The organism is Shivajiella indica (genome assembly GCF_042683085.1).
Taxonomy (GTDB): Bacteria; Bacteroidota; Bacteroidia; order Cytophagales; family Cyclobacteriaceae; genus Shivajiella; species Shivajiella indica.
This window is the reverse complement of record NZ_JBHUIV010000016.1, coordinates 440,257-462,630: the sequence shown is the minus strand read 5'-3', so window position 1 is coordinate 462,630 and position 22,374 is coordinate 440,257. Positions and strand designations below refer to the sequence as shown.

Sequence of the window (22,374 nt, the reverse complement as noted above, 5' to 3'; positions counted from 1 at the left end):
ATGCTGGAAGCAAAAAACATTGAATTCCATTATAGCCCTCAACAGAAATTCAATATCCCTGATATTCTTCTTTCGCAAGGTGAACAACTCTTGATACTGGGGAAATCAGGCAGTGGTAAAACTACTATCTTAAATATGTTGGGTGGCTTACTCAAGCCATTAAAAGGAGAGATTAAAATTGATGGAACCTCTTTGTACAGTTTGAAAGGTGCTTCTTTGGACAAATTCAGAGGTAAGAATATTGGGATCATATTTCAAAAGCCCCATATTTTAGATCCTTTGACAGTTTTGGAGAACCTCAAACTTGCCAATTATTTTTCAGGAGCAAAAGGAGATAAAAACGAAACTCTTTTGAAAGAATTGGGGATTTTTGAAAAACGGGATGCGAAAGTCTATACTCTTTCAGAAGGTGAAGCACAAAGACTTTCCATTGCCAGAGCCCTGGCAAATTCCCCCAAGGTCATATTGGCAGATGAGCCAACTGCCAGTTTGGATGATGTAAATGCAGCTACGGTGGTTAAATTACTCAAAGAGCAAGCAGAAAAATTTAATGCGGTTTTGATTATAGTCACCCATGACCAAAGGGTAAAGGATCATATTTCCAATCAGATAACGATAGGAGGGGAATCATGAATATGTTAAAATTGAGTTGGAAATATCTTATTTCCAAACCTTTAAGTACTGGATTGAACATCCTTCTTTTGGCCCTTGGTCTAGCCATTATCACAGTTTTGATTCTGATTCAGGATCAATTTGAAAATAAAATGACCAAGGATGCTGAGGGAATAGATTTGGTGGTGGGAGCAAAGGGAAGTCCACTGCAATTGATTCTGTCTAGTATCTATCATATTGATTTTCCAACTGGGAATATTGAAATGAACGATGCAATGGCTCTTTCCAAAAACAGATTAATTAAAAATATTATTCCTTTGGGGTTGGGCGATAATTACCAAGGGTATAGAATTGTGGGCACCAATCATGATTATTTGGAACTTTACAGTGCCAAAATGGGAACTGGAAGTCCATGGGATAAGCCTTTTGATGTTGTTTTGGGAAGTGAAGTGGCCAATAAACTCAATTTAAAAGTTGGAGATCAATTTGTAGGTTCTCATGGGATAGGAAGCAGTAGCCATGAACATGATGAACATCCTTATACAATAACAGGAATTTTGGCGCCGATGGGAAATGTGTTGGACAAATTGATATTGACCAGTATTGAGTCAGTATGGTATACCCATGATGAAGACCATGATCATGAAAAATTTGAGGCTTCTGTTGCAAAGACGGGTTTTCCAGAAACAGATGAAGACAGGGAAGTGACTTCCTTATTAATCCAGTATAGGAACCCCATGGCGGCAGTTCAATTGCCAAGGTTTATCAATAGCAAGAGTGCCTTACAGGCAGCATCTCCTTCTTTTGAAATTTCGCGATTATTTGAATTATTAGGAGTAGGGGTGAAGTTGGTCCAAGGGCTGGCTATTGTCATTATCGTTATTGCAGGATTAGGGATTTTTATAGCATTATATAATTCGCTAAAAGAAAGAAAATATGATTTGGCTGTTATGCGGACTTTAGGTGCGTCTAGTGGACAATTATTCATTCATATTTTGCTTGAAGGAATTATTTTAACGCTCTTAGGGGCAATTGTTGGCATAGCAATTGGGCATCTTTTTTTATCAGTCCTCGTTATGCAAAATGAACAAGGTGCTATTAGCGGTTTGTCTGCGGCAGTTTTCCTAAAGGAAGAGATTTGGATAATAGTTTATGCCATAATTGTGGGTATTGTAGCCTCTCTTATCCCGGCATGGAATGCCTATCAAACAGATATTGCCAAACAGTTGACTAAAGCCTAAATTTGTAATCAATAATTTAAAGCAAAACTATTCCATGATCATTAAAAGAATTACCATATTACTGTTATTCATTTTAACTACTTCACTAGTGTATGCGCAATCCGCACCTAGTGTATGGAAAGACCTTTCCGATGTAACTTATAAAATTGGTCAAGATGAGTTCGGTGAATTATACATTCCTGTTTTCAGTGATAATATTAAGAAATTGGAAGGAAAAGTAGTGGAGGCTGATGGTTACATCATTCCGTTTGAGGGAATGTTTAAACCTGAGCATATCATTTTATCTTCCCTACCTTTGGCTGAATGTTTCTTTTGCGGTTCAGGAGGCCCCGAAACGGTAATGGAGGTCATGCTTAAAAATCCAATAAAATATACTTCAAAAAGGGTCAAAGTAAGGGGGAAATTGACATTGAATGATAAAGACCCCGAAAAGTTAATGTATATACTCAAAGAAGCAGAATTGCTGACCAATTGATTCCCATCAAATTCTTGAAAACAAAAAATCTCCTTAAACGGAGATTTTTTGTTCCAATTCAGTAAATTCTTCTAATAATTTTTTTGTGATGGGGCCAGGATGTCCGTTTCCGATTTTCAATTCATCGATTTGAGTGACAGGCAACACTTTTTTAGTGGTGCTTGTCATGAAAACCTCATCAGCGTTAAGTGCTTCCTTTAAAGTAATGTTTCGGATCTGAGTTTGCGGTGCTAATTCAAGTAGACGTTTTCTGGTGATGCCGTGTAAAATATGATTGGCAGGTGTTGAGATTTTTCCGTCTTTTACAATAAATATATTTGATCTTGAACTTTCTGAAACCTGTCCGTTCATGTGGTAAATCACATCCTCAGCTCCTTCTTTTTTCCAAATTTTACTATGCCAAACAGGAAATGCATAATTGGTGGTTTTAATATCTGCTATTGACCGGATATGTTCTAAAGCAAGTAACTTAACACCCTTCTCATACTTGTCTTTAGAAGGAAAATCCAGGTCTTCACAAAATATAAAAAATGAACCTTTGGTAGGGGAAAAATGATTTTCAGAAACACCTCCACTTAAAAACATCCGGATTCCTCCATTTTTCAAATCATTTTTTTCAATCAGTTCATGAATTACCTGAGATAATTCTTCCTTTCCAAAGTCTAAAGCCAAAAAGGTTTTTTCTGCGGATCTTATAAACCTGTCCAGGTAGTCGTTTAAAAAAACAGGGCTGTAATTGGAAGTTCGGAAAAAGTCAAAAATCCCATAACCCCGGATCAAACCGATATCCATAGGGTGAATTTTTGCTTTTTCTGATTCTATGATTTGGGAATTCGCAAAACAAAAGGTTTTCATATGCGTTTTGAAGATTTTCTATTCTCAAAAATACGTAATGGAATCAAATGAAGATTAAAAATTTTAATATATAAAAATGAGAACCTTCATTTTTTCTGAGAGGATCCATTTTGTCATGATTTAGTTAAAATTTCGAGTTTGAAAAAAATGGATGCCCATCTATCATATTTCCAATATCCCTTTTTACCAAGAGAAAAAACCTAAAATATCCTCTAGTGAAATTTAAAGAAACCTAAGGAGAGAGTTACATTTTAAACTCTAGCAGTTAAATAATTATTTTAATCTAAAAATGAATATTTTTAAGTTCAATTGATTTTTATTAGATTGTATCTATTTAAATTAATCAATTTATTATTAAATTTGATATCTAAATCAGCCACGACATGAAATGTATATTAATGTCCACCCGGATATTTTTTTTATTAGTACTTTTTTCCTGTAACTCAGAACGTCCTGATGAGATAAGTAATTTAAAGGATGAGGTTATTGGAATACATGATGAAGTTATGCCCTTCATGGGCGAACTAAAATCGCTTAAAAAAGAAGTCGAAATCAAATCTAAAAGCCTTCACGAAGAGGATTCTATTCAATACCAGGGGAAAATTGAAGAGTTGGATTCATTGGCTAACCAATTGGATTCAGCCTTTGAAGGAATGTTTATATGGATGAGACAATACAAATCACCTGAGGAGGATGCCGATAAAAATGAGGCAAAAAAATACTTGCTGGAGCAAAAAGAAAAAGTTGAGGTTGTAAATCAGGATATTAAAAACGCCTTGGCTTTGGCCAGAAAAGAATTAGGCAAAGATTAATTTTGGGATTTTAGATAGGATTCTACGGTATTTGCATCAATAACGCCTTCATTATTGCCCCAAATGTTATAAATGTAGGTCATTATTCTTGCAATATCCATATTGGTAAGTTGCGTGTTGCCAGGCATTTTTTCATTGTATATTTGCCCGTTAACAATAATTTCCCCACTTTGACCAAATTTGATGATCTTTGCAGTCCTTCCAATATCTTCAATCATATAGTCAGACTTATATAGAGGAGGGATCAATTTTCCTAAGCCTGTACCATCTTTTTGATGGCAATTGGCGCAATAATTTTCATATAACACCTTCCCCTCAATTGCATATTGCAATACCTTGGTATCTTTGATGGAGGCCAAATTATTTTCATTTTTTGATTCTTTGGACTGGCATGCTGGTAATAACAAAATGAGCATCCCTAAAAGCAAAAAAGAATTTTTCATTGAATTATTTAAGAAGTTTAGGGATATCCTTCATCAGTTTATTTACTTGATCCTCTTTGGTCCCATCATATACCCCTCTGATCCTTCCTTCTTTATCTACCAGCACGAAAGCTCCTGAATGAAGAATACCTCCTGGTTCATTTTTATCTGACATAGCAGTAGTCAGATAACTGGTCTGTCCAATTTCAAAAATCTTCTCTTGATCACCGGTTAAAAATTGCCAGGTTTTATCATCTTCTACCCCAATTTTTGCTGCGTATTCTTTCAGTAATTCTGCAGTATCATGCTCGGGGTCCAAAGTATGGCTCAGAATCAAAAAATCCGGCTCATCTTTGAATTGCTCATAAACACGCAGCATCTGTGTTTTCATGATGGGGCAAATGGTAGGACAAGTTGTAAAAAAGAAATCAGCAACATATACTTTTCCATTTGTGGTGGCATTACTTATTTCTTTCCCTTCTTGATTGATGAATGTGAAACCGGAGATCTTATGATATATGGTGTCCTTAACAATCTTTCCCTCCATTTCAAATTCATTTATATGCCAATTTCCTAAGATGGGTAAAGATTGATTTTTTTCCTGTGTACTTTTTTCTGAACATGACCAATTGAAGAAAATGGAGGCAATTACCAATACTGTATAAGTGAATAATTTTTTCATCTTTTGAATAACTTATTTAATAGTTTCTTTTTCCCTGACCTTTTTGTACCATTTTATTCCCAACATCATCAATAGACTCAGTCCAATTAATCCCACAATCCCCCAAACTACGCTGATCAGACTTTTTAGGACAATTAGAAATATGATTGCAAATAATAGTACAGTTGCAACTTCATTCCACATCCTTAACTGCGAAGATGTCCATTTTGCTTTTCCGTTTTGCAAATCTTTAAAGATTTTATGACAGATAAAGTGATAAATGTATAATAGGAGCACAAATCCCAATTTCGCTTGCATGAAACCCAATTGCATATATCCCCATCGGAAATAAAGGACCCAAAAGCCAAAAATTAAAGTCAGAATAGCAGAAGGCCAGGTAATGATATACCATAATCTTCTGGCCATCAAATTGAGATAGGGTGATAAAATAATTCTTTCTGATTCAGGTTTTTCCAGAGCCTCAACCTGATAAATGAATAATCTGACTATATAAAATAAGCCTGCAAACCAGGTGACTATAAAAATGATATGCAGTGCTTTAAGATATTCGAAAGCCATCTTGGAATTTTTCCCCTAAATTAAGGCTTTAAATCTAAACTATCTCATCAATATGTCTTCCCGTTTTGTATTTTATGCGCTCATCTTAGTCGTGGTGGTAATTTTGATCTGGATAATTTCAGACACTTTTACCCAACCGGGTGTTTCAGATCTTGAGGGGGATTTTGAAGAATTGGTTTTTTTCAGAAATGAAAACAATACAGGTCCAATAATCAGATTATATGTGGTTTATTCCCCGGATACCATTTGGGAAAGTATGAAAGCCTATGGGGGATTTATGCCTCATACTAAATATGGTAATACAAAGGTGTTCTTTTTCAATTCAAGAGAGAATGCACCTACAAAGATTAATCCGGTTGGGCCCTATTTTGATGAAAAATATTCACCTTACTGTACTGGTTTTTATGAAAAATCAAGCATGGGGCAGGAGAAGTTTTTGAAATTTCCCTTTGAAAAATAACGTAAATTGGTCAATTAATACATACAAAGGAAAAATTGAAAAAGAATAGGCTTTCGGAGGAGGAATATGTAAATGGAATCCTCCATGGCGATAGGGTGACCTTAAGCCGTGCTATTACTTTGGTTGAAAGTTCGCTTCCATCTGATCAGCAGTTAGCAGAAAAAGTTATGGAAAGGGTTTTGCCTTTTTCAGGAAAATCTATCAGAATTGGAGTTACAGGAGTCCCCGGCGTTGGAAAAAGTACCTTTATTGAAAGTTTTGGAAAACTACTTGTTGAAAAGGGCTTTAAATTGGCCGTTCTGGCCATAGATCCCAGTAGCCAAAAATCTCAAGGAAGTATTCTAGGTGATAAGACCAGAATGGAAAATCTTGCATCGGATAAAAGAGCCTATATCAGGCCCAGTCCTGCAGGGGCCGCCTTAGGAGGTGTCAGTGCTAAAACTAGAGAAGCCATGTTGCTATGTGAAGCAGCTGGGTTTAATGTTATTTTGATCGAAACTGTTGGAGTTGGACAGTCAGAAATTGCAGTTAAAGGGATGGTGGATTTTTTTCTGTTATTGATGTTGGCAGGAGCTGGAGATGAACTCCAGGGGATAAAGAAAGGGATAATAGAAATGTGCGATGCTTTGGTGATCAATAAAGCTGATCAAGAGAATGTTGAGGCTGCAAAAAGAGCAAAAAAGGAATACTCCAATGCACTCCATCTCTTTCAAGCCAAAGAAAACGGGTGGTTCCCAAAAGTGATGATCTGTTCAGGTCTTATGAATATAGGTTTGGAGGAAATATGGGAAATGATAGAGCAGTATGTGTTAAAAATGAAAGACAATGGTTTTTTTGAGAGAAACAGACAAGAACAAAGGATCAATTGGATGCATGAACATATTCGTTTTCTATTGGAAAGTAAGATCTATCAGAGCGAAACAATAAAAAAGAAAATCCAAGATATTTTACCTGAAATAAAAAACGGTAACTATTCTGCCATAGCGAAAGCAAGAGAATTGGTTGATTTGTTTTTGCAAAAACAAAAAGGAGAGTGAATTATCAAGAAGTATCAGTAGATATTTTTAATTGATATGTTTTTTTATGAATTGTTCTCCTAAAGGAGAGGAAAAGTCCGAAAATTTGGATTTCCAGCAAGAGGAATTCAAAAAGGAAGTTTGTGTTGGTGGTCTTTGCTCAACTGTTCATGTCAGTTTATTGATTTCAAAGATTAAAATAACACTTTAATAAGAGCGCATTTTAAATTTCTTTTTCAGATCATTTACCGAATTCCTAAAAGCAGTATCTGTTTCCATAAGGTCATTTACCGTTTGAATAGCATGTATGACCGTACTATGGTCCCTACCTCCGAAATGATATCCTATTGACTTTAAAGAGTGATTGGTAAACTCTTTTGAAAAATACATGGCCACCTGCCTTGCAGTTACAATCTCCTTTTTTCTGGTTTTTGCCTTTAAATCGTCTATTTTAATTTCAAAATAATCAGAAACTGTCTTCTGAATGAAATCAATTCCCACCTCAGTTTCAATATCCTTGACTATGTTTTTCATAATAGTCTTGGCCAAGGATAGATCAATATCAACCCTGTTAAGGGAGGCATGAGCAATCAAGGATATCATGACCCCTTCCAGTTCTCTAACATTTGTATCCACAGTATAGGCCAAATACTCAATCACATCATCAGGGATAAATATTCCTTCTGATTGCATTTTCCTTTTGATAATAGCCACCCTTGTTTCAAAATCCGGCATTTGAAGATCTGCTGTCAAACCCCATTTAAATCTGGATAAGAGCCTTTCCTCCAAACCTTTGAGGTCTTTTGGCGGGCAATCAGAGGTCATTATTATTTGTTTTTTGTTCTGATGGAGGTGGTTAAATATATGAAAAAACATTTCCTGCGTTCTATCCTTTCCTGCCAAAAACTGGATATCGTCAATAATCAGGACGTCCACCTGCATGTAAAAATTGGTAAAGCTTTTTACGTTTCCATCTTTAATGGAGTCCATAAATTGGTTTACAAATTTTTCTGAGGACACATAAAGCACAAACTTGTCATCCGGACCATTCTTTATCTCATTTCCTATCGCTTGTACTAAATGGGTTTTTCCAAGTCCAACACCACCATAAACCATGAGTGGGTTAAATGAGGTTATTCCTGGCTTGGTGGCGACCGCAAAACCGGCCGACCTTGCTAATCTGTTGCAATCACCTTCAATATAGGTGTTGAAAGTATAATTTGGGTTGAGATTGGACTGTAACAGCATTTCACTGTTTAAAGTCTGCATGTCAAAGGGGCTTTTACTTTCAGTTTCTGTTGCAGTATGTTTCTTTGGATTTGCTGTCCCTGAGTTTCCTTGCGGAAAGCTTACCACATACGGCTGATTCTGGGAATTTCCTCTGTCTACTACTACTGCATATTCCAGTCTTCCATTTGGTCCCAAAGTGGATTTGATGGCTAGTTTTAAGACTTGGACGTAATTGTCTTCAAGCCATTCGTAAAAGAATTGACTTGGAACTTGAATAGTTAGGCTTGTTCCTTCAAGCCTTACAGGATTAATAGGTTTGAACCAAGTTGAAAAACTCTGCTCATTGACGTGTTGTTCAATTACACGTAAGCATTCACTCCAAACTGCATTAGCCTCTGAACTCATTTAGTACTCAAGTATATATCCAAGCGAAAAGATTTTTAGACACCAACCCTGCCTTTTCGGGGGGCAACAAATTTGCGGAAAATAAATTTAAATAAAAAATCAAATAGCACTTGACTTTTCTATTTAATTGCCAAAAATATTTAACACCCATGATTTATTTTGTAGTTTCTATAAAAGTCAAAATAGACCTTCGAAAAACAAAAGAATCCTAAATTAATTGGGCAAAGAATGTTGATTTTAATATTGTTATCATGCTAGGTTTAATGGTATAACCTCTTATTTTTGGTCAATAAAGCACTATATTTAATTGTTAGACACAACTAAGAAGGACCATGGTCCAGACACCTTTCAAAACTGAAATATAGACCCAAAATGGAATTTAATCTTTTTGAAGACTTTCCAACTGTTTCCAAAAAAGATTGGATACAACTGGCAACCAAAGATTTAAAAGGCAAGGATTTTGAACAAACCCTTGTTTCAGAAACCTTGGACGGTATCAAAATATTTCCTTTTTACACAAAGGAAGATTTGAACTTTACTGCAGGATTATTACCATATCAACATCAAATAAACCCCAATCCAGGCATTCCTGGAATTTCCAGAAGATACTGGTCAAATATTATCTCAGCTAATGGTAAAGAAGAAAAATTGATCAATAAGGAATTGATAATGGCCCTGCAACAGGGAGCAGATGCAATTTATCTTCAAATGGAGGGCAATGAAAATCTGGATCTATTGCTCAAAGATATAGTTCTTCCCTACATCAAAATCTACATAGGACCAAAAAGTAATAAGCCATATGAAATTATAAGGAAATTTATCGAGTGGGTAAAGATCCAAAATATTGCGACAGAAGAATTGCATGGAGGAATCATTTGGGATGGCATAGGAGCATGTCTGATTGAAAAAAATGATCTCTTAAATATTGCGGTTGAAGTAAAAGGTTTAATGGACTTACTAAGTCCTTTTCCAAATTTTTGTGCCATTTCAATAGGTTCAAGTCAATACCATGATGCAGGGGCAACAATGGTCCAGGAATTGGCTTATTCTTTGGCAGGGTATATTGAATTATTGGAAAGACTTTACGACATGGGCATTGAATGGGAGAGCATATTCAAAAAAACCTTGCTTCATGCTTCAGCAGGCTCGCAGTTTTTTGAGGAGCTATGTAAATTAAGGGCTTTTAAGATTCTCTTTCATCAATTGGCCCAGCTTTATAATGTTAAGCTTGATCCTGAAAAAATCCCTCTTTTTACTGAAACAAGCAGATGGACAAAATCAAGGTGGGATATCCATACTAATATGTTGAGGAATACTTCAGAAGCCATGTCTGCTTTATTGGGAGGGAGTCATGCTTTATGGGTAAGGCCACATATTGAACCGCTAGGTATAGGGAATGATTTTTCCAAAAGAATGGCATTGAATATCTCAAATATTCTCAAAGAAGAAAGTTATTTGGATAAAGTGCTCGACCCGGTCGCAGGAAGTTTCTTTTTAGAGAATCTGACTTTGTCGATTTTTGAAAAAGTAAAATCAGAACTTGAGCAAATAGAGTTACAGGGAGGCTGGTGGAAACTTTATGTTTCAAATATCATTCAGGAAAAGGTTAAGGATTCACGGTTAATCAGACAGAATAAGGTTTTAAGGGGAGAAACAACAAAGATAGGTGTAAATAAATTTCCGGGTGATACAGAAGAAATAAGGTCCCCAGAAAAGGTAATTGAAGAATCTTGGCAACTGCTTCCTAGTTGGGAAACATTTTTATTTGAAAAAGAAAATTCAAAAAAATCATGAGGCCAGATATAAAAAACATGAAATTGGATGCTGATTTTTCTTCAAAAAGAGAACTTTTAGAACATTGGCAGACAGGGGAAGGGATTCCTGTTCCTTCTATTGTCTCGGAGAATATGACCAGAAATCTTTCACATGGTGGCTTTGTAGCAGGAATCCCCCCGTATTTAAGGGGACCTTACAGTACAATGTATATCATGAAGCCTTGGACAATCAGGCAATACGCCGGTTTTTCCACTGCAGAGGAGTCCAATGGGTTTTACAGAAGGAATCTAGCGGCTGGCCAAAAAGGACTTTCTGTTGCTTTTGACCTGGCCACCCATAGAGGATATGATTCAGATCATCCAAGAGTTGTGGGTGACGTTGGGAAAGCAGGAGTGGCGATAGATTCCGTATTGGATATGAAAATTCTATTCGATGGCATTCCGCTGGAAAAGATGTCTGTCTCTATGACTATGAATGGGGCAGTAATTCCCATTTTAGCATTTTTTATTGTGGCAGCAGAAGAGCAAGGGGTTGACAAAGAACTGTTAAGCGGGACTATTCAAAATGATATTCTTAAAGAGTTTATGGTCAGGAATACCTATATATATCCTCCTGGTCCTTCCATGAGAATCATTGCAGATATTTTTGATTATACCTCCAAATACATGCCCAGGTTTAACTCCATTTCCATTTCCGGTTACCATATGCAAGAAGCTGGTGCTACCGCTGAGTTGGAATTGGCCTATACTTTGTCAGATGGTCTGGAGTATTTGAGGACAGGAGTAGCAGCAGGATTGGAAATTGATGATTTTGCACCGAGGATCTCATTTTTCTGGGCGATAGGGATGAACCATTTTATGGAAGTTGCAAAGATGAGGGCCGGTCGTCTCTTATGGTCAAAAATTGTGAAGCAATTTGGTCCAAAAGATCCGAAATCTTTGGCATTAAGAACCCATTGTCAGACTTCTGGCTGGTCTTTGACAGCCCAGGATCCATTCAACAATGTTACTAGAACTGCAATAGAGGCAATGGCGGCAGCTTTTGGGCATACCCAATCTCTACATACGAATTCTTTTGATGAAGCCATTGCTTTGCCTACAGATTTTTCTGCTAGGATTGCTAGGAATACGCAGTTGTATTTACAGGAAGAAACTGGAATCACAAAAGTAGTGGATCCATGGGGAGGGTCTTATTATGTAGAATACCTGACCGATCAATTGGCCGAGAAGTCATGGGAATTAATTCAAGAGGTGGAGGAAGTCGGGGGAATGGCGAAAGCCATTGAAGCCGGAATTCCCAAAATGCGGATTGAAGAAGCAGCTGCGAGAAAACAGGCAAGGATTGACAGTGGTAAGGATATTATTGTCGGGGTGAATAGGTATCAAACAGAGGAAGAAGTTCAGTTTGACACCTTAGAAGTGGATAACAATGCGGTAAGAATAGCTCAAATTGACCGTTTAAGAAAACTTAAGGCTGAGAGGAATCAAGCAGAAGTTGATTCTGCCCTAGATTTAATTACAGAAGCAGCAAGAAGTGGAAAAGGTAATTTGTTGGCATTGGCAGTGGAGGCTGCCCGAAAAAGAGCTACTTTAGGGGAAATTTCTTATGCCATGGAGAAAGAATTTGGCAGGCATAAGGCCACTATTAAATCTGTGTCGGGAGTTTATTCAAAAGAGGCAATGGATGATACCAATTTTAAAGAAGCAAAAGCCTTGGCGGATAAGTTTGCAACCTTGGAAGGCAGAAGACCAAGGATTATGGTGGCAAAAATGGGACAGGACGGTCATGACCGGGGAGCCAAGGTCATTGCCACCGGATTTGCTGACTTAGGATTTGATGTAGACATTGGACCTTTATTTCAGACACCCGAAGAAGTAGCGATGCAGGCTGTAGAGAATGATGTTCATATTGTGGGAGCTTCATCTTTGGCAGCAGGACATAAGACACTCATTCCTGCTTTAATTTCGGAGTTGAAAAAACTTGGCAGGGAGGATATTATGGTCATTGCAGGAGGAGTGATTCCTCCTAAGGACTATGATTTTCTTTATAAATCCGGGGTTTCAGCGGTTTTTGGGCCAGGAACTGTATTATCCAAAGCGGCAATTGAAATACTCAACAAATTAATGGAGATGTAATTTGCCTCCATTATTTTTTTAAATTAAAGAAATGAAATCTATTACTTTAATTTTTGATGATGAATTGACTGAAGAAGTCAATAAAAAGATTATTCCCCTTTTCGAGAATAACCTGAAACTTGCAATTCCGTTTTCTAAGTGTAAAGATTTTGCCTACGGAGAAAAGGAATTTTTGGTATTTTATATATCTGATTATCAATTTAGAGATCTTATTGAAAAAGCTATACAAAAACATTTTAAAATGGGTTTTCTTCCACACCCAAAGTTTGAGGAAGTAGCGCAGGGTTTTGGGGTTTCTTCCAATATTGAGTTAGCAGTTGAGCATATTTTGAGGACGGATGAAACCGTAGAAATGGATGTTTTGTATGCAAATGGGCAGCCGGTGTTCAATTCTATGGCCATTGGTAGTACCTTCAGTTTACTACATGTGGGTGATTTAGGAAAAAAGGGATTTTTAAAATATTTCTTCCATTTAAAAATTCTGATTTCTTCATTAAAAAAATTAAGGCTTAATGATCTAAAATTGAATTGGTCTACCGAGTCTTCAGAGAAAAGGGAGCGGGACCTTGAGACGGCTATTTTAGGAATGGTGGTAGTGCAACACGGGAAAAGTTCCATACTGTCAAGAAGGGTGCTGGAAGATTCAGATCCTAATGACGGAATGATGAATTGCCTTATTTTGGCACCCCAAAGTATTTGGGAAGTCCTGAAATTTGGGCTTTATAATATTTTTAAGCCTGCCAAAAGTCAAAAATTGCCCAATTATGTGGCTCATTTAAAAACAGATAAGGTCTATATTTCCAGCAAGCAGAATATTGATTTTGCAATTGATAATATTTTGATCAGTTCAAAGGAAATAGTACTAGAGGTTATGCCCAAGCAAATCAATATTGTTCCAGGGAAATTTTTACAAACCAAAAAAGAAGTTGACACCAAAAGAATTGTCAAAATCCAGAACCTTCCACAAGGAGAATTGAGATTTGAACTTTTACAAAGAAGTCTTCCGTTCACCAATCATGCCACTTCAGAAGAGTTTAAATGGTTATTCACTATACTCAGGGAGAATTCACGGCTAAAATCCAGTTATTTGGTGCTCATGGCCTTGTCTACCATAATTGCAACTTTTGGTCTTTTTGGCAATTCCACACCTGTTATTATTGGAGCGATGATATTGGCACCCTTAATGGCCCCTATTATTTCTTTGGCTATGGGAGTCCTAAGACAAGATCAAAATCTTCTCAAATATAGTTTTATGACTATAGGAGTAGGCATGGCATTGGGTTTTGGATTTGCTATCTTAATTACTTGGTTAACCCCGTTAAACTCCTTGAACAGTGAAATTTTGGCCAGGATTAGGCCTAATCTGTTGGATTTAGGAATTGCAGCGGCATCTGGAATGGCCGGGGCCTATGCGCATGCTAAAAAAGAAATTACCAAAACGCTGGCCGGTGTAGCAATAGCAGTTGCCTTGGTGCCTCCTTTGGCAGTTTCAGGAATAGGCTTTGGTTGGGGAGATTGGTCTGTTTTTTGGGGTGCGCTTCTTTTATTAGGGACCAATTTGGCAGGGATGGTGATGGCAGCAGCTTTGACATTTTTATTCTTAGGATTCAGCCCTTTTAGGCTTGCGCAAAAAGGTCTTTTAGTTTCCTTGTTTTTTGTTATCCTGATCAGCGCCCCATTAGCATTGGGGTTTAATGAAATGGTAAAGGAAAATAAGTTAATTCAACAGTTGTCAGTTCAGGGAATCAAAAAAGGGAAATTGCGGGATATTCAGGTACTTCAAATGAATCCAATGAGGCTTTCCATGACGGTAGTTTCGGAATCACCCTTGGATATCCAAGAGTTGGAAGAAATAAAAAAGGAGATCGAATCAATTGTTGGGGAAGAAACAGAAATAGAGTTATCCGTCGCTATCAAATTCTAAAATATAATAATTTGGAAACATCGATTATACTTTATGAAAAACAAACCTTTTACTTTTGATTTTTCCCCAAATTCTTCAATTCGATAAATTCAGGGGTTGAAATAAGTTTTTAAGTTTTTCGGGAAAGCACAAAAAAGTCCACTTGAAAGGCAAATGGACTTATTGATTTTTTTACTTAAGCAGATTAATTGTCTTCTCCTCTTAATTTTATTACTGCTCCCTCTAAAAGCGGGCTTATTCTAATCTGGCAGGCTAACCTGCTGGTCGGAAAATATTCAGGGAGGTTCTCTAATTGGTCCAGTTCCACATCTGTAGCATTACCTAATTCTTTATCCCCTTCCAATACCTCTACATGGCATGTAGCGCAAAGTGCCATTCCACCACATGTTGCCAAAATAGGATATTCGTAAGCTTTTAATGTTTCCATTAAACTTAAGCCCATATCGTCAGGAGCTTCAATATTTTGACGGTTGCCGTCATGATCTTCTACTGTAAACGTTACCATTTTGCAAAAATAGAATTAAAAGGAATTCACACCATTAACAGTAGTGTATTTAAAACTTAATTTTTGATCAGGATAGACATATTTAAATGCAGAATGCATCATAATTGCCGCCTCATGAAAACCACAAAGAATAAGTTTTAACTTACCTGGATAGGTATTGATATCCCCTATGGCAAAAATTCTCTCCACACCGGTTGAATAATCTCTTGTGTCCACTTCAATGGCACTTTTGTCTATATTCAGCCCCCAGTCTGCAATTGGACCAAGCTTTGGACTTAAGCCAAATAAAGGGATCAAATAATCGGCATCAATGACTATCTCTTCTTTATTCTTTCCTTCCAATTTCACATTATGAAGCTTTCCATTACCTCCCAGCTCAATTAGGTTTGCAGAAAGTATCAGATCAATTTTTCCATTGTTTGCCAAGTCGAAAACTTTTGCAGCTGAATCAGGAGCACCTCGGAAGGTTTCATTTCTATGGACAAGAGTAACTCGATCTGCCAGATTGGCAAGATAAATTGTCCAGTCTAATGCCGAGTCACCACCACCTGCGAGCACAACTTTTTTATCCCTGAAAGTTTCAGGATTTTTTACCATATATGTTACCCCTTTTCCCTCAAATTTCTCAAGGTTCTCCAAAACAGGCTTTCTAGGTTCGAAAACACCAAGGCCACCAGCGATGACAATTACCTGCGCATGTACTTTAGTGTTGTCATTTGTTGTGACGATATAGGAACCATCATCCTGCTTGGCCAAATGGTCTACTCTTTCCCCTAAAGTAAAAGTAGGCTTGAAAGGTTTAATCTGCTTCATCAAATTATCTACTAACTCTTGGGCCTTGATTTCAGGATATCCAGGGATATCATAAATAGGTTTCTGAGGGTAGATTTCAGAAAGCTGACCTCCCACTTGGGGAAGATAATCAATAAGATGACACCGCATTTTCAGCAATCCTGCTTCAAACACCGCAAATAAACCTACCGGTCCAGCTCCAATGATACAAATGTCAGTAGTAATCATGATATGTTTTATTTATTGGTAAAACCAATCTTTTAAATAATTGTTCGTGCAAATATAATTAGTATGACAAGTATTTTAAAATTTATGCTAATTCTATCTATTCAAGATTAAAATAAATGGTATTGAGTATTCTTTTAAATTCTTCGAAATCTTTTTCATTTAAATTCTCCCAGGCTTTTTCACGTATGGAAGCCACCTTGGGCTTTAATTCATTTACCTTTATTGTTCCGGATTCAGTAAGATGTAATTGAAAACTTCTACGATCCATTGGATGGGGAACTCTTTCTACATAACCTTTTTTTGTCAAGAGATCAATGATCCTTGTAAGCGTCGGCTGATCTTTAAATACTAGCTGAGCAAGCTCTGATTGGCTTAAAAGTTCATTTTCAGAAAGATTCTTTAACACCAGCCATTGATCTACAGTCAAATCGAAATCACCCAATTTAAATTTCCTTTGGGCGTATTGTTTGACACGCCTCGCTGTGCGGTCCAATAGAAAAGAATACTTATAAAACTGTTCCTGTGTCATACAAATAATTAGCATGACAAATATAAAAAGAAATATGAAATAAAACCGATTCCCTATAAAAATTATAGATTATATAGAATTAATTTCTTGCCCTTTCCTCATTTCGGTAGAGAAGGTTTCCTTCTTTGTCCCATTCCGCTCTGATAAATGGGCGAAAATCTTTTGTAAAGGGTTGTTCCTGATATTGGATTTCTCTTTTTCTGACTACTTTGCTTTTGTTGTTCCAATATTCAGTCCATAAACCTACTTTTTCTCCAAAGTGGTATTCGCCTGTAACGGCTATCTGTCCATCTTCATAAAAATGGAAGAAATTGCCTTCTTGTAATTCATATTCAATGGGTGTAAGCTTTTCTATCTGATTGGTTGCTTTGTTATAATAAGAAACCCTGGAATCTTTTGGCCAACCTTCAGAAAAATGGAGTTTATCCAAAAGGACGCTTTTATTGTCGTAAGTCAGCCAAATGCCATGCCTTGTTCCAAAGAAGAAACTTCCTTCTTCCACGACCGTGGTGTCAAAGGATTTTGTGTAGGGTCCGTGGAGGAGATATCCTCTTGAAGGATCAAAATCTTTGGTACGGATAACATTGTCTTTTTTGTCATACCAATAAATATCTCTTATATAGGGGTCCACCACCTTTTTATCAAGGGTATAAAAGAAATTTTGGAATTGGGTCTGGCTTCTAAAAGTTTGTCTGATTCTTCCCCTTTTAGTTTTTTGGCCGTAATAGATGTTTTTGTTTTTGCTTTTCTTATCCTTTTTCTTTTTTTCTTTTCTTTCTTTATCATCAAAGAGTAAAAGAGGCAGGGCAGTGGGCATCAATTTGTCGCTGACCACTCCTGAAGAATCAGGATCTACTTCCTTTTCTTTTTTTCTTTTTTGGGCAAAAGCAAAGGTGCTAATTTGGGTAAGAATCAAAATGAGGACAATTTTCCTAATCATGTTAGATAAACGTGGATCAATATGGGATTATTTTGGAATAAAAGTACAAATACAAAATCAATTCTACTCTTTAGCTTCGAATTAAAGATTCTTATCTGTAATTTTGGCGGAATTTATTAAACCTACCATAAAATGACATCTATTCTATCCGACCGCATTAATCAAATGGAAGAATCGGCCACACTGGCCATGGCAAAAAAAGCAAGAGAGCTTAAAATGCAGGGAATTGACATTATAAGTCTAAGTTTAGGAGAGCCTGATTTTAAAACACCAAAACATATTCAGGAAGCCGCAAAAGCAGCGATTGATGAGGGGAAATACTTTTCTTATCCTCCAGTAGCCGGCTATCAGGATTTAAGGGAAGCCATTGCTAAAAAACTCAGAGAAGAAAACAAAATAACTGATGCAAAAGCTGAAAATATTGTTGTTTCCACAGGAGCCAAACACAGTATTGCAAATGTTTTTATGTGCTTGATCAATGAAGGGGATGAAGTTGTGATTTTTTCTCCCTATTGGGTATCTTATGCGGAAATCATCAAATTGGCAGGAGGTGTTCCGGTATTGATTGAAGGTAGTCTGGAAAACAACTTTAAGGCTACAGCAGCCCAACTGGAGTCTGCCCTTACTGATAAAACAAAGGCAATTATTTATTCTTCTCCCTGTAACCCAACCGGTTCAGTTTTCAGCAAAGAAGAATTGGAAGCCGTTGCAGAGGTGGTAAAAAAGAGGGAAAATCTTTTTGTCATTGCTGATGAGATCTACGAACTGATTAATTTTACTGGCAAACATGCAAGTATTGCCTCCTTCCCTGGAATGTTTGAAAGAACTATAACTGTCAATGGATTTTCAAAAGGGTATGCCATGACCGGATGGAGAGTAGGTTATATTTGTGCACCTGTATTTATTGCCAAAGCCTGTGAAAAAATGCAGGGCCAATTTACATCCGGTGGGACTGGAATCGCGCAGAGAGCGGCACTGGCTGCAATTTCAGGAGACCAAGGGCCTTCGAAGGAGATGGAAAAAGCCTATCTGAAAAGAAGGGATTTGGTCTTGGGTCTGATAAAAGATGTACCGGGATTAAAAACACATATACCTGAAGGCGCCTTTTATTTCTTCCCTGATGTTACTTATTTCTTTGGAAAGTCAGCTGATGGCTTTAAAGTGAACAATGCTGATGATTTCTGTTTGTATCTTTTGGAAAAGGCCAATGTATCGCTGGTAACCGGTGAAGCATTTGGAGCTCCAAACTGTGTAAGAATTTCATATGCTGCTTCTGAAGAGGAACTGAAAGAAGCGATGAAAAGAATTAAATTGGCCTGTTCTAAATTAGTTTAGACTTTTCATCAAAACCTTGTTTTTAAAAAGCTTTCTCTTTGCCGAGGGAGCTTTTTTTTGCTTTGGAATTTAATTAGAACAGAATTGTAGAAAATTGTATTATTTCAATAAAAATTTTATTATGATGGTTTTGGTAAATTGATTGAGCGAATTCTGAATCCCAAACCAATTTATTTCAACTGAAGAAACTGAAAAAGTCAAATTAGTTTCGAAAGGAAAATAATAATATTTAAAAAGCAAAAATAAATATTTAAAAATAATTTATAGGAAACTTTAGTAAATTCCTTTAATGAGGTTTGAAAACTAAAAAATGCTCTTTTTTCTATTTCAGTTCGTTTATTTGTATATATAAAAAGTTCTTAAAAATTTTTTTATGAATTTATTGCTAAAAAAATAAAAAATTCCAAGTCATTTTATTTGCTTTTAATTTATAAAGTTATTTATATTTGTCTCGGGTGATTAAGCAACTTTTTCTGCTCATGGTTTTTGACTGATTATGGGTGGAGGTTATTTGGATTATCATTTTTTCTGACCTTCATTTAAAAAAATAAGATCCGCAGCAATGCGGATTTTTTTTGTTAGTTTGAGGTAATAAAATATTACTTAATTTATGAAGTTTAAGTACGCGGGAATTGCAATTCGTGAGGTGAATGAGATCGCTGTGTCTCTAACACTTATAGTGTTGTTGACGGTGTTTATTCCAAGTAAGGTTTTCTCCCAAGAAGATACCACTTATTTTGTTTCCTATGAGAAAATGCTGACTACGCGCCTTTACACTTCAAGGAAGTATACTTCATTTTTGGTAAAAGATAATTTGTTTGATAATAAATTCAGGTTTGAGCCAAATTCAAATCTTAATCTTGGTATCGGTGCCACCTACAATAACTTAACACTCAATATTGGTATAGGATTTGATTTTATGAATCCGGAAAGGGGAAGAGGAGAGACAAAATTTTTGGATTTGCAATCCCATATATATGGGAAAAAAATGGTGATTGACCTTTTTGGCCAGTTTTATAATGGATATTTCCTTCAAAAGATAAATGGGGCTTATTTGGACCGTTCCGAAATTGTAGTTTATCCTGATATGCGTATTAGAAAATTTGGAGGTAGTGCGCAATACTTATTTAATGGTGAAAAAATTTCTTTAAAGGCAGCATTTCACCAATCAGCTTGGCAGAAAAAATCAGCCGGTTCATTTTTTACCGGAATGGAAGTTTATGGTGGCTGGGTCATGAACGAGGGTAATTTTATTCCTGAATCATTTCAAGGTTCTAACAATAGAGGATTTCAAAGATTGGGCTTTTTTCAAATTGGGCCTAATGCCGGCTATGTACATACTTTTGTTTTCTGGAAACATTTTTTTATTACAGGTATGTTTTCAGGAAATATAGGGATTGGAAATACGAATATGAATTTGATGGAGGGTGAATCAAGAAAATGGGGAGTAAACTTCAATACGTTTCTAAGAGGATTTATAGGTTATAATGGACCTGTTTGGTCTATTAATGCCAATTATATAAACAATAATGTAAGGCTGGCTAATAACAGTGATTTTGCAACCAGTGTAATGACCGGTAATTATAGAATTAATTTTGTTTACCGATTTAAAGTTGGACCGAAGCTCCGGCCTTTTATGGATTTCTTTGATTTGAAACGTTTATTTCCAGCTAAGTCAAGATTAACTGAAGTAGAAGAATAAATTTAGGAATTTTATAGTTTTGTAGAAGTTACACAATAAAACCAAAATATAATGTCAGATCAATTTGGGATAAGGGCAGCCTTAAATAACCTCGGAGTATTAAGTGAAAATTTAGGTACTTCTACTGGAAATGAATGGATAAACAGCGGACAAGATTATATTGAATCTGTGTCTCCTGTGGATGGGGTCTTAATAGGTAAAATCCAGACCACCGATAAAAAATCCTATGAACAAATAATTTTAAAGGCTCAGGAGGCTTTTAAATTCTGGAGAAAAGTTCCTGCACCGCAAAGGGGGGAAATAATCCGTCAAATTGGTGATGCCCTTAGGGTTGCAAAAATGGATTTAGGAAAGCTGGTATCCTATGAAATGGGGAAATCCTATCAAGAAGGTTTGGGCGAAGTCCAGGAAATGATTGATATCTGTGATTTTGCAGTTGGTCTTTCCAGACAATTGTATGGATTGACCATGCATTCAGAAAGGCCGGGACACAGAATGTATGAACAATGGCATCCTTTGGGAATTGTTGGGATTATTTCAGCTTTCAATTTTCCTGTAGCGGTTTGGTCTTGGAACAGCATGATAGCATGGGTTTGTGGGGATGTTTGTATTTGGAAACCATCTGAAAAAGCGCCGTTATCAGGGGTAGCATGTCAGCATATTGTAGCTAAAATTTTTAAAGAAAATGGATTGCCGGATGGAATTTCCTCCTTAATTGTGGGAGATTACAAAGTAGGGGAATTCATGACCCATGACAAAAGAGTTCCTTTGATTTCTGCCACTGGCTCTACAAGGATGGGCAAAGTGGTTGGTATGGCTGTAGCTTCGAGGTTAGGTAGGTCGTTACTTGAGCTTGGTGGTAATAACGGGATCATTATTACCGAGAATGCAGATATGGATATTGCAATCAGAGGGGCATTGTTTGGAGCTGTTGGTACGGCGGGCCAAAGATGTACTACTACTAGGAGACTAATAATTCATGAATCGGTTTATGAAAAAGTAAAGGAAAGATTGATTTCGGCTTACAGCAAATTGGTTATTGGTAATCCTTTGGATGAAAAAAATCATGTGGGACCTCTAATCGATAAAGATGCAGTCCGGAAATATTTGGAAGCCCTGAAAAAAGTTAAGGAAGAAGGCGGTATAGAGGTGGTTGCTGGAGGTGTTATCGAGGGTAAAGGATTTGAGTCCGGATGTTATGTTAAACCTTGTGTAATAGAAGCCCAAAACCATTTTGAAATGGTTCAGGAAGAGACTTTTGCCCCAATTCTATATATTATGAAATATAAAACGATAGAAGAGGCAATTGCTATGCATAATGGGGTTCCACAAGGCTTGTCTTCGGCAATAATGACACTCAATATGAGAGAAGCAGAAGCTTTTCTTTCAACATCAGGTTCTGACTGCGGTATCGCCAATGTCAATATCGGAACATCAGGAGCAGAAATTGGTGGAGCATTTGGTGGAGAAAAAGAGACAGGTGGAGGTAGAGAATCAGGTTCGGATTCATGGAAAGCCTATATGCGAAGACAGACCAATACCATCAATTACAGTACTGCTTTGCCATTGGCCCAAGGGATAAAATTTGATATCTAATTGCTCAGGTCAAACACACAAAGTTATCGGAATTCAAAAAGGGGACTTTCAAGTCCCCTTTTTTGTAGTGAAAAAAATTAATCAAAAATAAAAGTTTGACTAATCAAATAATATCTGAATTTATAGGTAGTTGAGTGAAATATA

21 protein-coding genes are annotated in these 22,374 nt (G+C 36.6%); 12 read left to right on the top strand and 9 right to left on the bottom strand.

The window, feature by feature from the left end; genetic code table 11:
* The 3 genes from ACFSKV_RS11465 to ACFSKV_RS11455 are packed head-to-tail and all read left to right on the top strand — an operon-like array spanning nucleotide 1 to nucleotide 2,328.
* Nucleotides 1-633, top strand: a complete 633-nt coding sequence (locus tag ACFSKV_RS11465; protein ID WP_380803316.1) for an ABC transporter ATP-binding protein — start codon at nucleotides 1-3, stop codon at nucleotides 631-633.
* Complete coding sequence (locus ACFSKV_RS11460; RefSeq protein WP_380802739.1) at nucleotides 630-1,853, top strand: ABC transporter permease; 1,224 nt, start codon at nucleotides 630-632, stop codon at nucleotides 1,851-1,853. Before ACFSKV_RS11465 ends, ACFSKV_RS11460 begins: the two co-directional genes overlap by 4 nt.
* 34 nt (nucleotides 1,854-1,887) lie before the next feature.
* Nucleotides 1,888-2,328 (top strand): hypothetical protein, encoded by a 441-nt coding sequence (locus ACFSKV_RS11455; protein ID WP_380802737.1) that lies wholly within the window; start codon nucleotides 1,888-1,890, stop codon nucleotides 2,326-2,328.
* 33 nt (nucleotides 2,329-2,361) lie between these two features.
* On the opposite strand, the gene ACFSKV_RS11450 is transcribed toward ACFSKV_RS11455, so the two are convergent.
* Nucleotides 2,362-3,183 carry an aminotransferase class IV gene (locus ACFSKV_RS11450; protein ID WP_380802735.1) on the bottom strand — a complete coding sequence of 274 codons (822 nt, stop codon included), beginning with the start codon at nucleotides 3,181-3,183 and terminating at the stop codon, nucleotides 2,362-2,364.
* A 383-nt stretch (nucleotides 3,184-3,566) separates the two neighbouring features.
* Here ACFSKV_RS11450 and ACFSKV_RS11445 point away from each other — a divergent pair, with 383 nt between their 5' ends.
* Nucleotides 3,567-3,995, top strand: coding sequence for a hypothetical protein (locus ACFSKV_RS11445; protein ID WP_380802732.1), 429 nt, complete (start codon nucleotides 3,567-3,569; stop codon nucleotides 3,993-3,995).
* Here the strand turns inward: ACFSKV_RS11445 and ACFSKV_RS11440 are convergent.
* The 3 genes from ACFSKV_RS11440 to ACFSKV_RS11430 are packed head-to-tail and all read right to left on the bottom strand — an operon-like array spanning nucleotide 3,992 to nucleotide 5,657.
* Nucleotides 3,992-4,438, bottom strand: coding sequence for a c-type cytochrome (locus ACFSKV_RS11440; RefSeq protein WP_380802729.1), 447 nt, complete (start codon nucleotides 4,436-4,438; stop codon nucleotides 3,992-3,994). The two genes, ACFSKV_RS11445 and ACFSKV_RS11440, sit on opposite strands and share 4 nt — an antisense overlap.
* A 4-nt stretch (nucleotides 4,439-4,442) precedes the next feature.
* Complete coding sequence (locus ACFSKV_RS11435; protein WP_380802727.1) at nucleotides 4,443-5,099, bottom strand: SCO family protein; 657 nt, start codon at nucleotides 5,097-5,099, stop codon at nucleotides 4,443-4,445.
* Between the two features lie 12 nt (nucleotides 5,100-5,111).
* Nucleotides 5,112-5,657, bottom strand: coding sequence for a CopD family protein (locus tag ACFSKV_RS11430; protein WP_380802725.1), 546 nt, complete (start codon nucleotides 5,655-5,657; stop codon nucleotides 5,112-5,114).
* Between the two features lie 52 nt (nucleotides 5,658-5,709).
* Between ACFSKV_RS11430 and ACFSKV_RS11425 the strand changes: the two genes are divergently transcribed.
* On the top strand, nucleotides 5,710-6,117 hold the full coding sequence (locus tag ACFSKV_RS11425) for a hypothetical protein (RefSeq protein ID WP_380802723.1): 408 nt from the start codon (nucleotides 5,710-5,712) through the stop codon (nucleotides 6,115-6,117).
* A gap of 35 nt (nucleotides 6,118-6,152) precedes the next feature.
* Entirely contained in the window at nucleotides 6,153-7,154 is a 1,002-nt protein-coding gene (meaB, locus tag ACFSKV_RS11420) for a methylmalonyl Co-A mutase-associated GTPase MeaB (protein WP_380802722.1), read from the top strand.
* Nucleotides 7,155-7,340: 186 nt separating this feature from the next.
* On the opposite strand, the gene dnaA is transcribed toward meaB, so the two are convergent.
* Complete coding sequence (dnaA, locus tag ACFSKV_RS11415) at nucleotides 7,341-8,768, bottom strand: chromosomal replication initiator protein DnaA (protein ID WP_380802719.1); 1,428 nt, start codon at nucleotides 8,766-8,768, stop codon at nucleotides 7,341-7,343.
* Nucleotides 8,769-9,140: 372 nt separating this feature from the next.
* Between dnaA and ACFSKV_RS11410 the strand changes: the two genes are divergently transcribed.
* From ACFSKV_RS11410 to ACFSKV_RS11400, 3 genes are read left to right on the top strand one after another with little or no spacing between them, the layout of a single operon-like run.
* Nucleotides 9,141-10,562: a methylmalonyl-CoA mutase family protein gene (locus ACFSKV_RS11410; RefSeq protein WP_380802716.1), complete on the top strand. Its 1,422-nt coding sequence runs from the start codon at nucleotides 9,141-9,143 to the stop codon at nucleotides 10,560-10,562.
* Nucleotides 10,559-12,679 (top strand): methylmalonyl-CoA mutase, encoded by a 2,121-nt coding sequence (gene scpA, locus ACFSKV_RS11405; protein ID WP_380802714.1) that lies wholly within the window; start codon nucleotides 10,559-10,561, stop codon nucleotides 12,677-12,679. Before ACFSKV_RS11410 ends, scpA begins: the two co-directional genes overlap by 4 nt.
* Before the next feature lie 31 nt (nucleotides 12,680-12,710).
* The gene (locus ACFSKV_RS11400; protein ID WP_380802710.1) at nucleotides 12,711-14,603 is read left to right on the top strand and encodes a DUF389 domain-containing protein; all 1,893 of its coding nucleotides are present in this window, start codon (nucleotides 12,711-12,713) and stop codon (nucleotides 14,601-14,603) included.
* Between the two features lie 184 nt (nucleotides 14,604-14,787).
* Here ACFSKV_RS11400 and ACFSKV_RS11395 read toward each other — a convergent pair whose 3' ends face one another.
* The 4 genes from ACFSKV_RS11395 to ACFSKV_RS11380 all read right to left on the bottom strand — a co-directional run bounded on the left by ACFSKV_RS11395 (nucleotide 14,788) and on the right by ACFSKV_RS11380 (nucleotide 17,597).
* Complete coding sequence (locus tag ACFSKV_RS11395) at nucleotides 14,788-15,108, bottom strand: 2Fe-2S iron-sulfur cluster-binding protein (RefSeq protein WP_380802708.1); 321 nt, start codon at nucleotides 15,106-15,108, stop codon at nucleotides 14,788-14,790.
* Between the two features lie 15 nt (nucleotides 15,109-15,123).
* Nucleotides 15,124-16,128, bottom strand: coding sequence for an NAD(P)/FAD-dependent oxidoreductase (locus ACFSKV_RS11390; RefSeq protein ID WP_380802706.1), 1,005 nt, complete (start codon nucleotides 16,126-16,128; stop codon nucleotides 15,124-15,126).
* A gap of 97 nt (nucleotides 16,129-16,225) precedes the next feature.
* The gene (locus ACFSKV_RS11385) at nucleotides 16,226-16,657 is read right to left on the bottom strand and encodes a MarR family winged helix-turn-helix transcriptional regulator (RefSeq protein WP_380802705.1); all 432 of its coding nucleotides are present in this window, start codon (nucleotides 16,655-16,657) and stop codon (nucleotides 16,226-16,228) included.
* A gap of 79 nt (nucleotides 16,658-16,736) precedes the next feature.
* Nucleotides 16,737-17,597, bottom strand: coding sequence for a toxin-antitoxin system YwqK family antitoxin (locus ACFSKV_RS11380; RefSeq protein ID WP_380802703.1), 861 nt, complete (start codon nucleotides 17,595-17,597; stop codon nucleotides 16,737-16,739).
* A gap of 132 nt (nucleotides 17,598-17,729) precedes the next feature.
* On the opposite strand from ACFSKV_RS11380, the gene ACFSKV_RS11375 reads away from it, so the two are divergent.
* The 3 genes from ACFSKV_RS11375 (at nucleotide 17,730) to amaB (ending at nucleotide 22,230) form a co-directional block, all read left to right on the top strand.
* A complete protein-coding gene (locus tag ACFSKV_RS11375) occupies nucleotides 17,730-18,932 on the top strand; it encodes a pyridoxal phosphate-dependent aminotransferase (protein WP_380802701.1) in 1,203 nt (400 codons plus the stop codon).
* A 610-nt stretch (nucleotides 18,933-19,542) separates the two neighbouring features.
* Nucleotides 19,543-20,634 (top strand): DUF4421 domain-containing protein, encoded by a 1,092-nt coding sequence (locus ACFSKV_RS11370; RefSeq protein ID WP_380802699.1) that lies wholly within the window; start codon nucleotides 19,543-19,545, stop codon nucleotides 20,632-20,634.
* A gap of 51 nt (nucleotides 20,635-20,685) precedes the next feature.
* Nucleotides 20,686-22,230 carry an L-piperidine-6-carboxylate dehydrogenase gene (gene amaB, locus ACFSKV_RS11365; RefSeq protein WP_380802697.1) on the top strand — a complete coding sequence of 515 codons (1,545 nt, stop codon included), beginning with the start codon at nucleotides 20,686-20,688 and terminating at the stop codon, nucleotides 22,228-22,230.
* Nucleotides 22,231-22,374 lie beyond the last annotated feature (144 nt).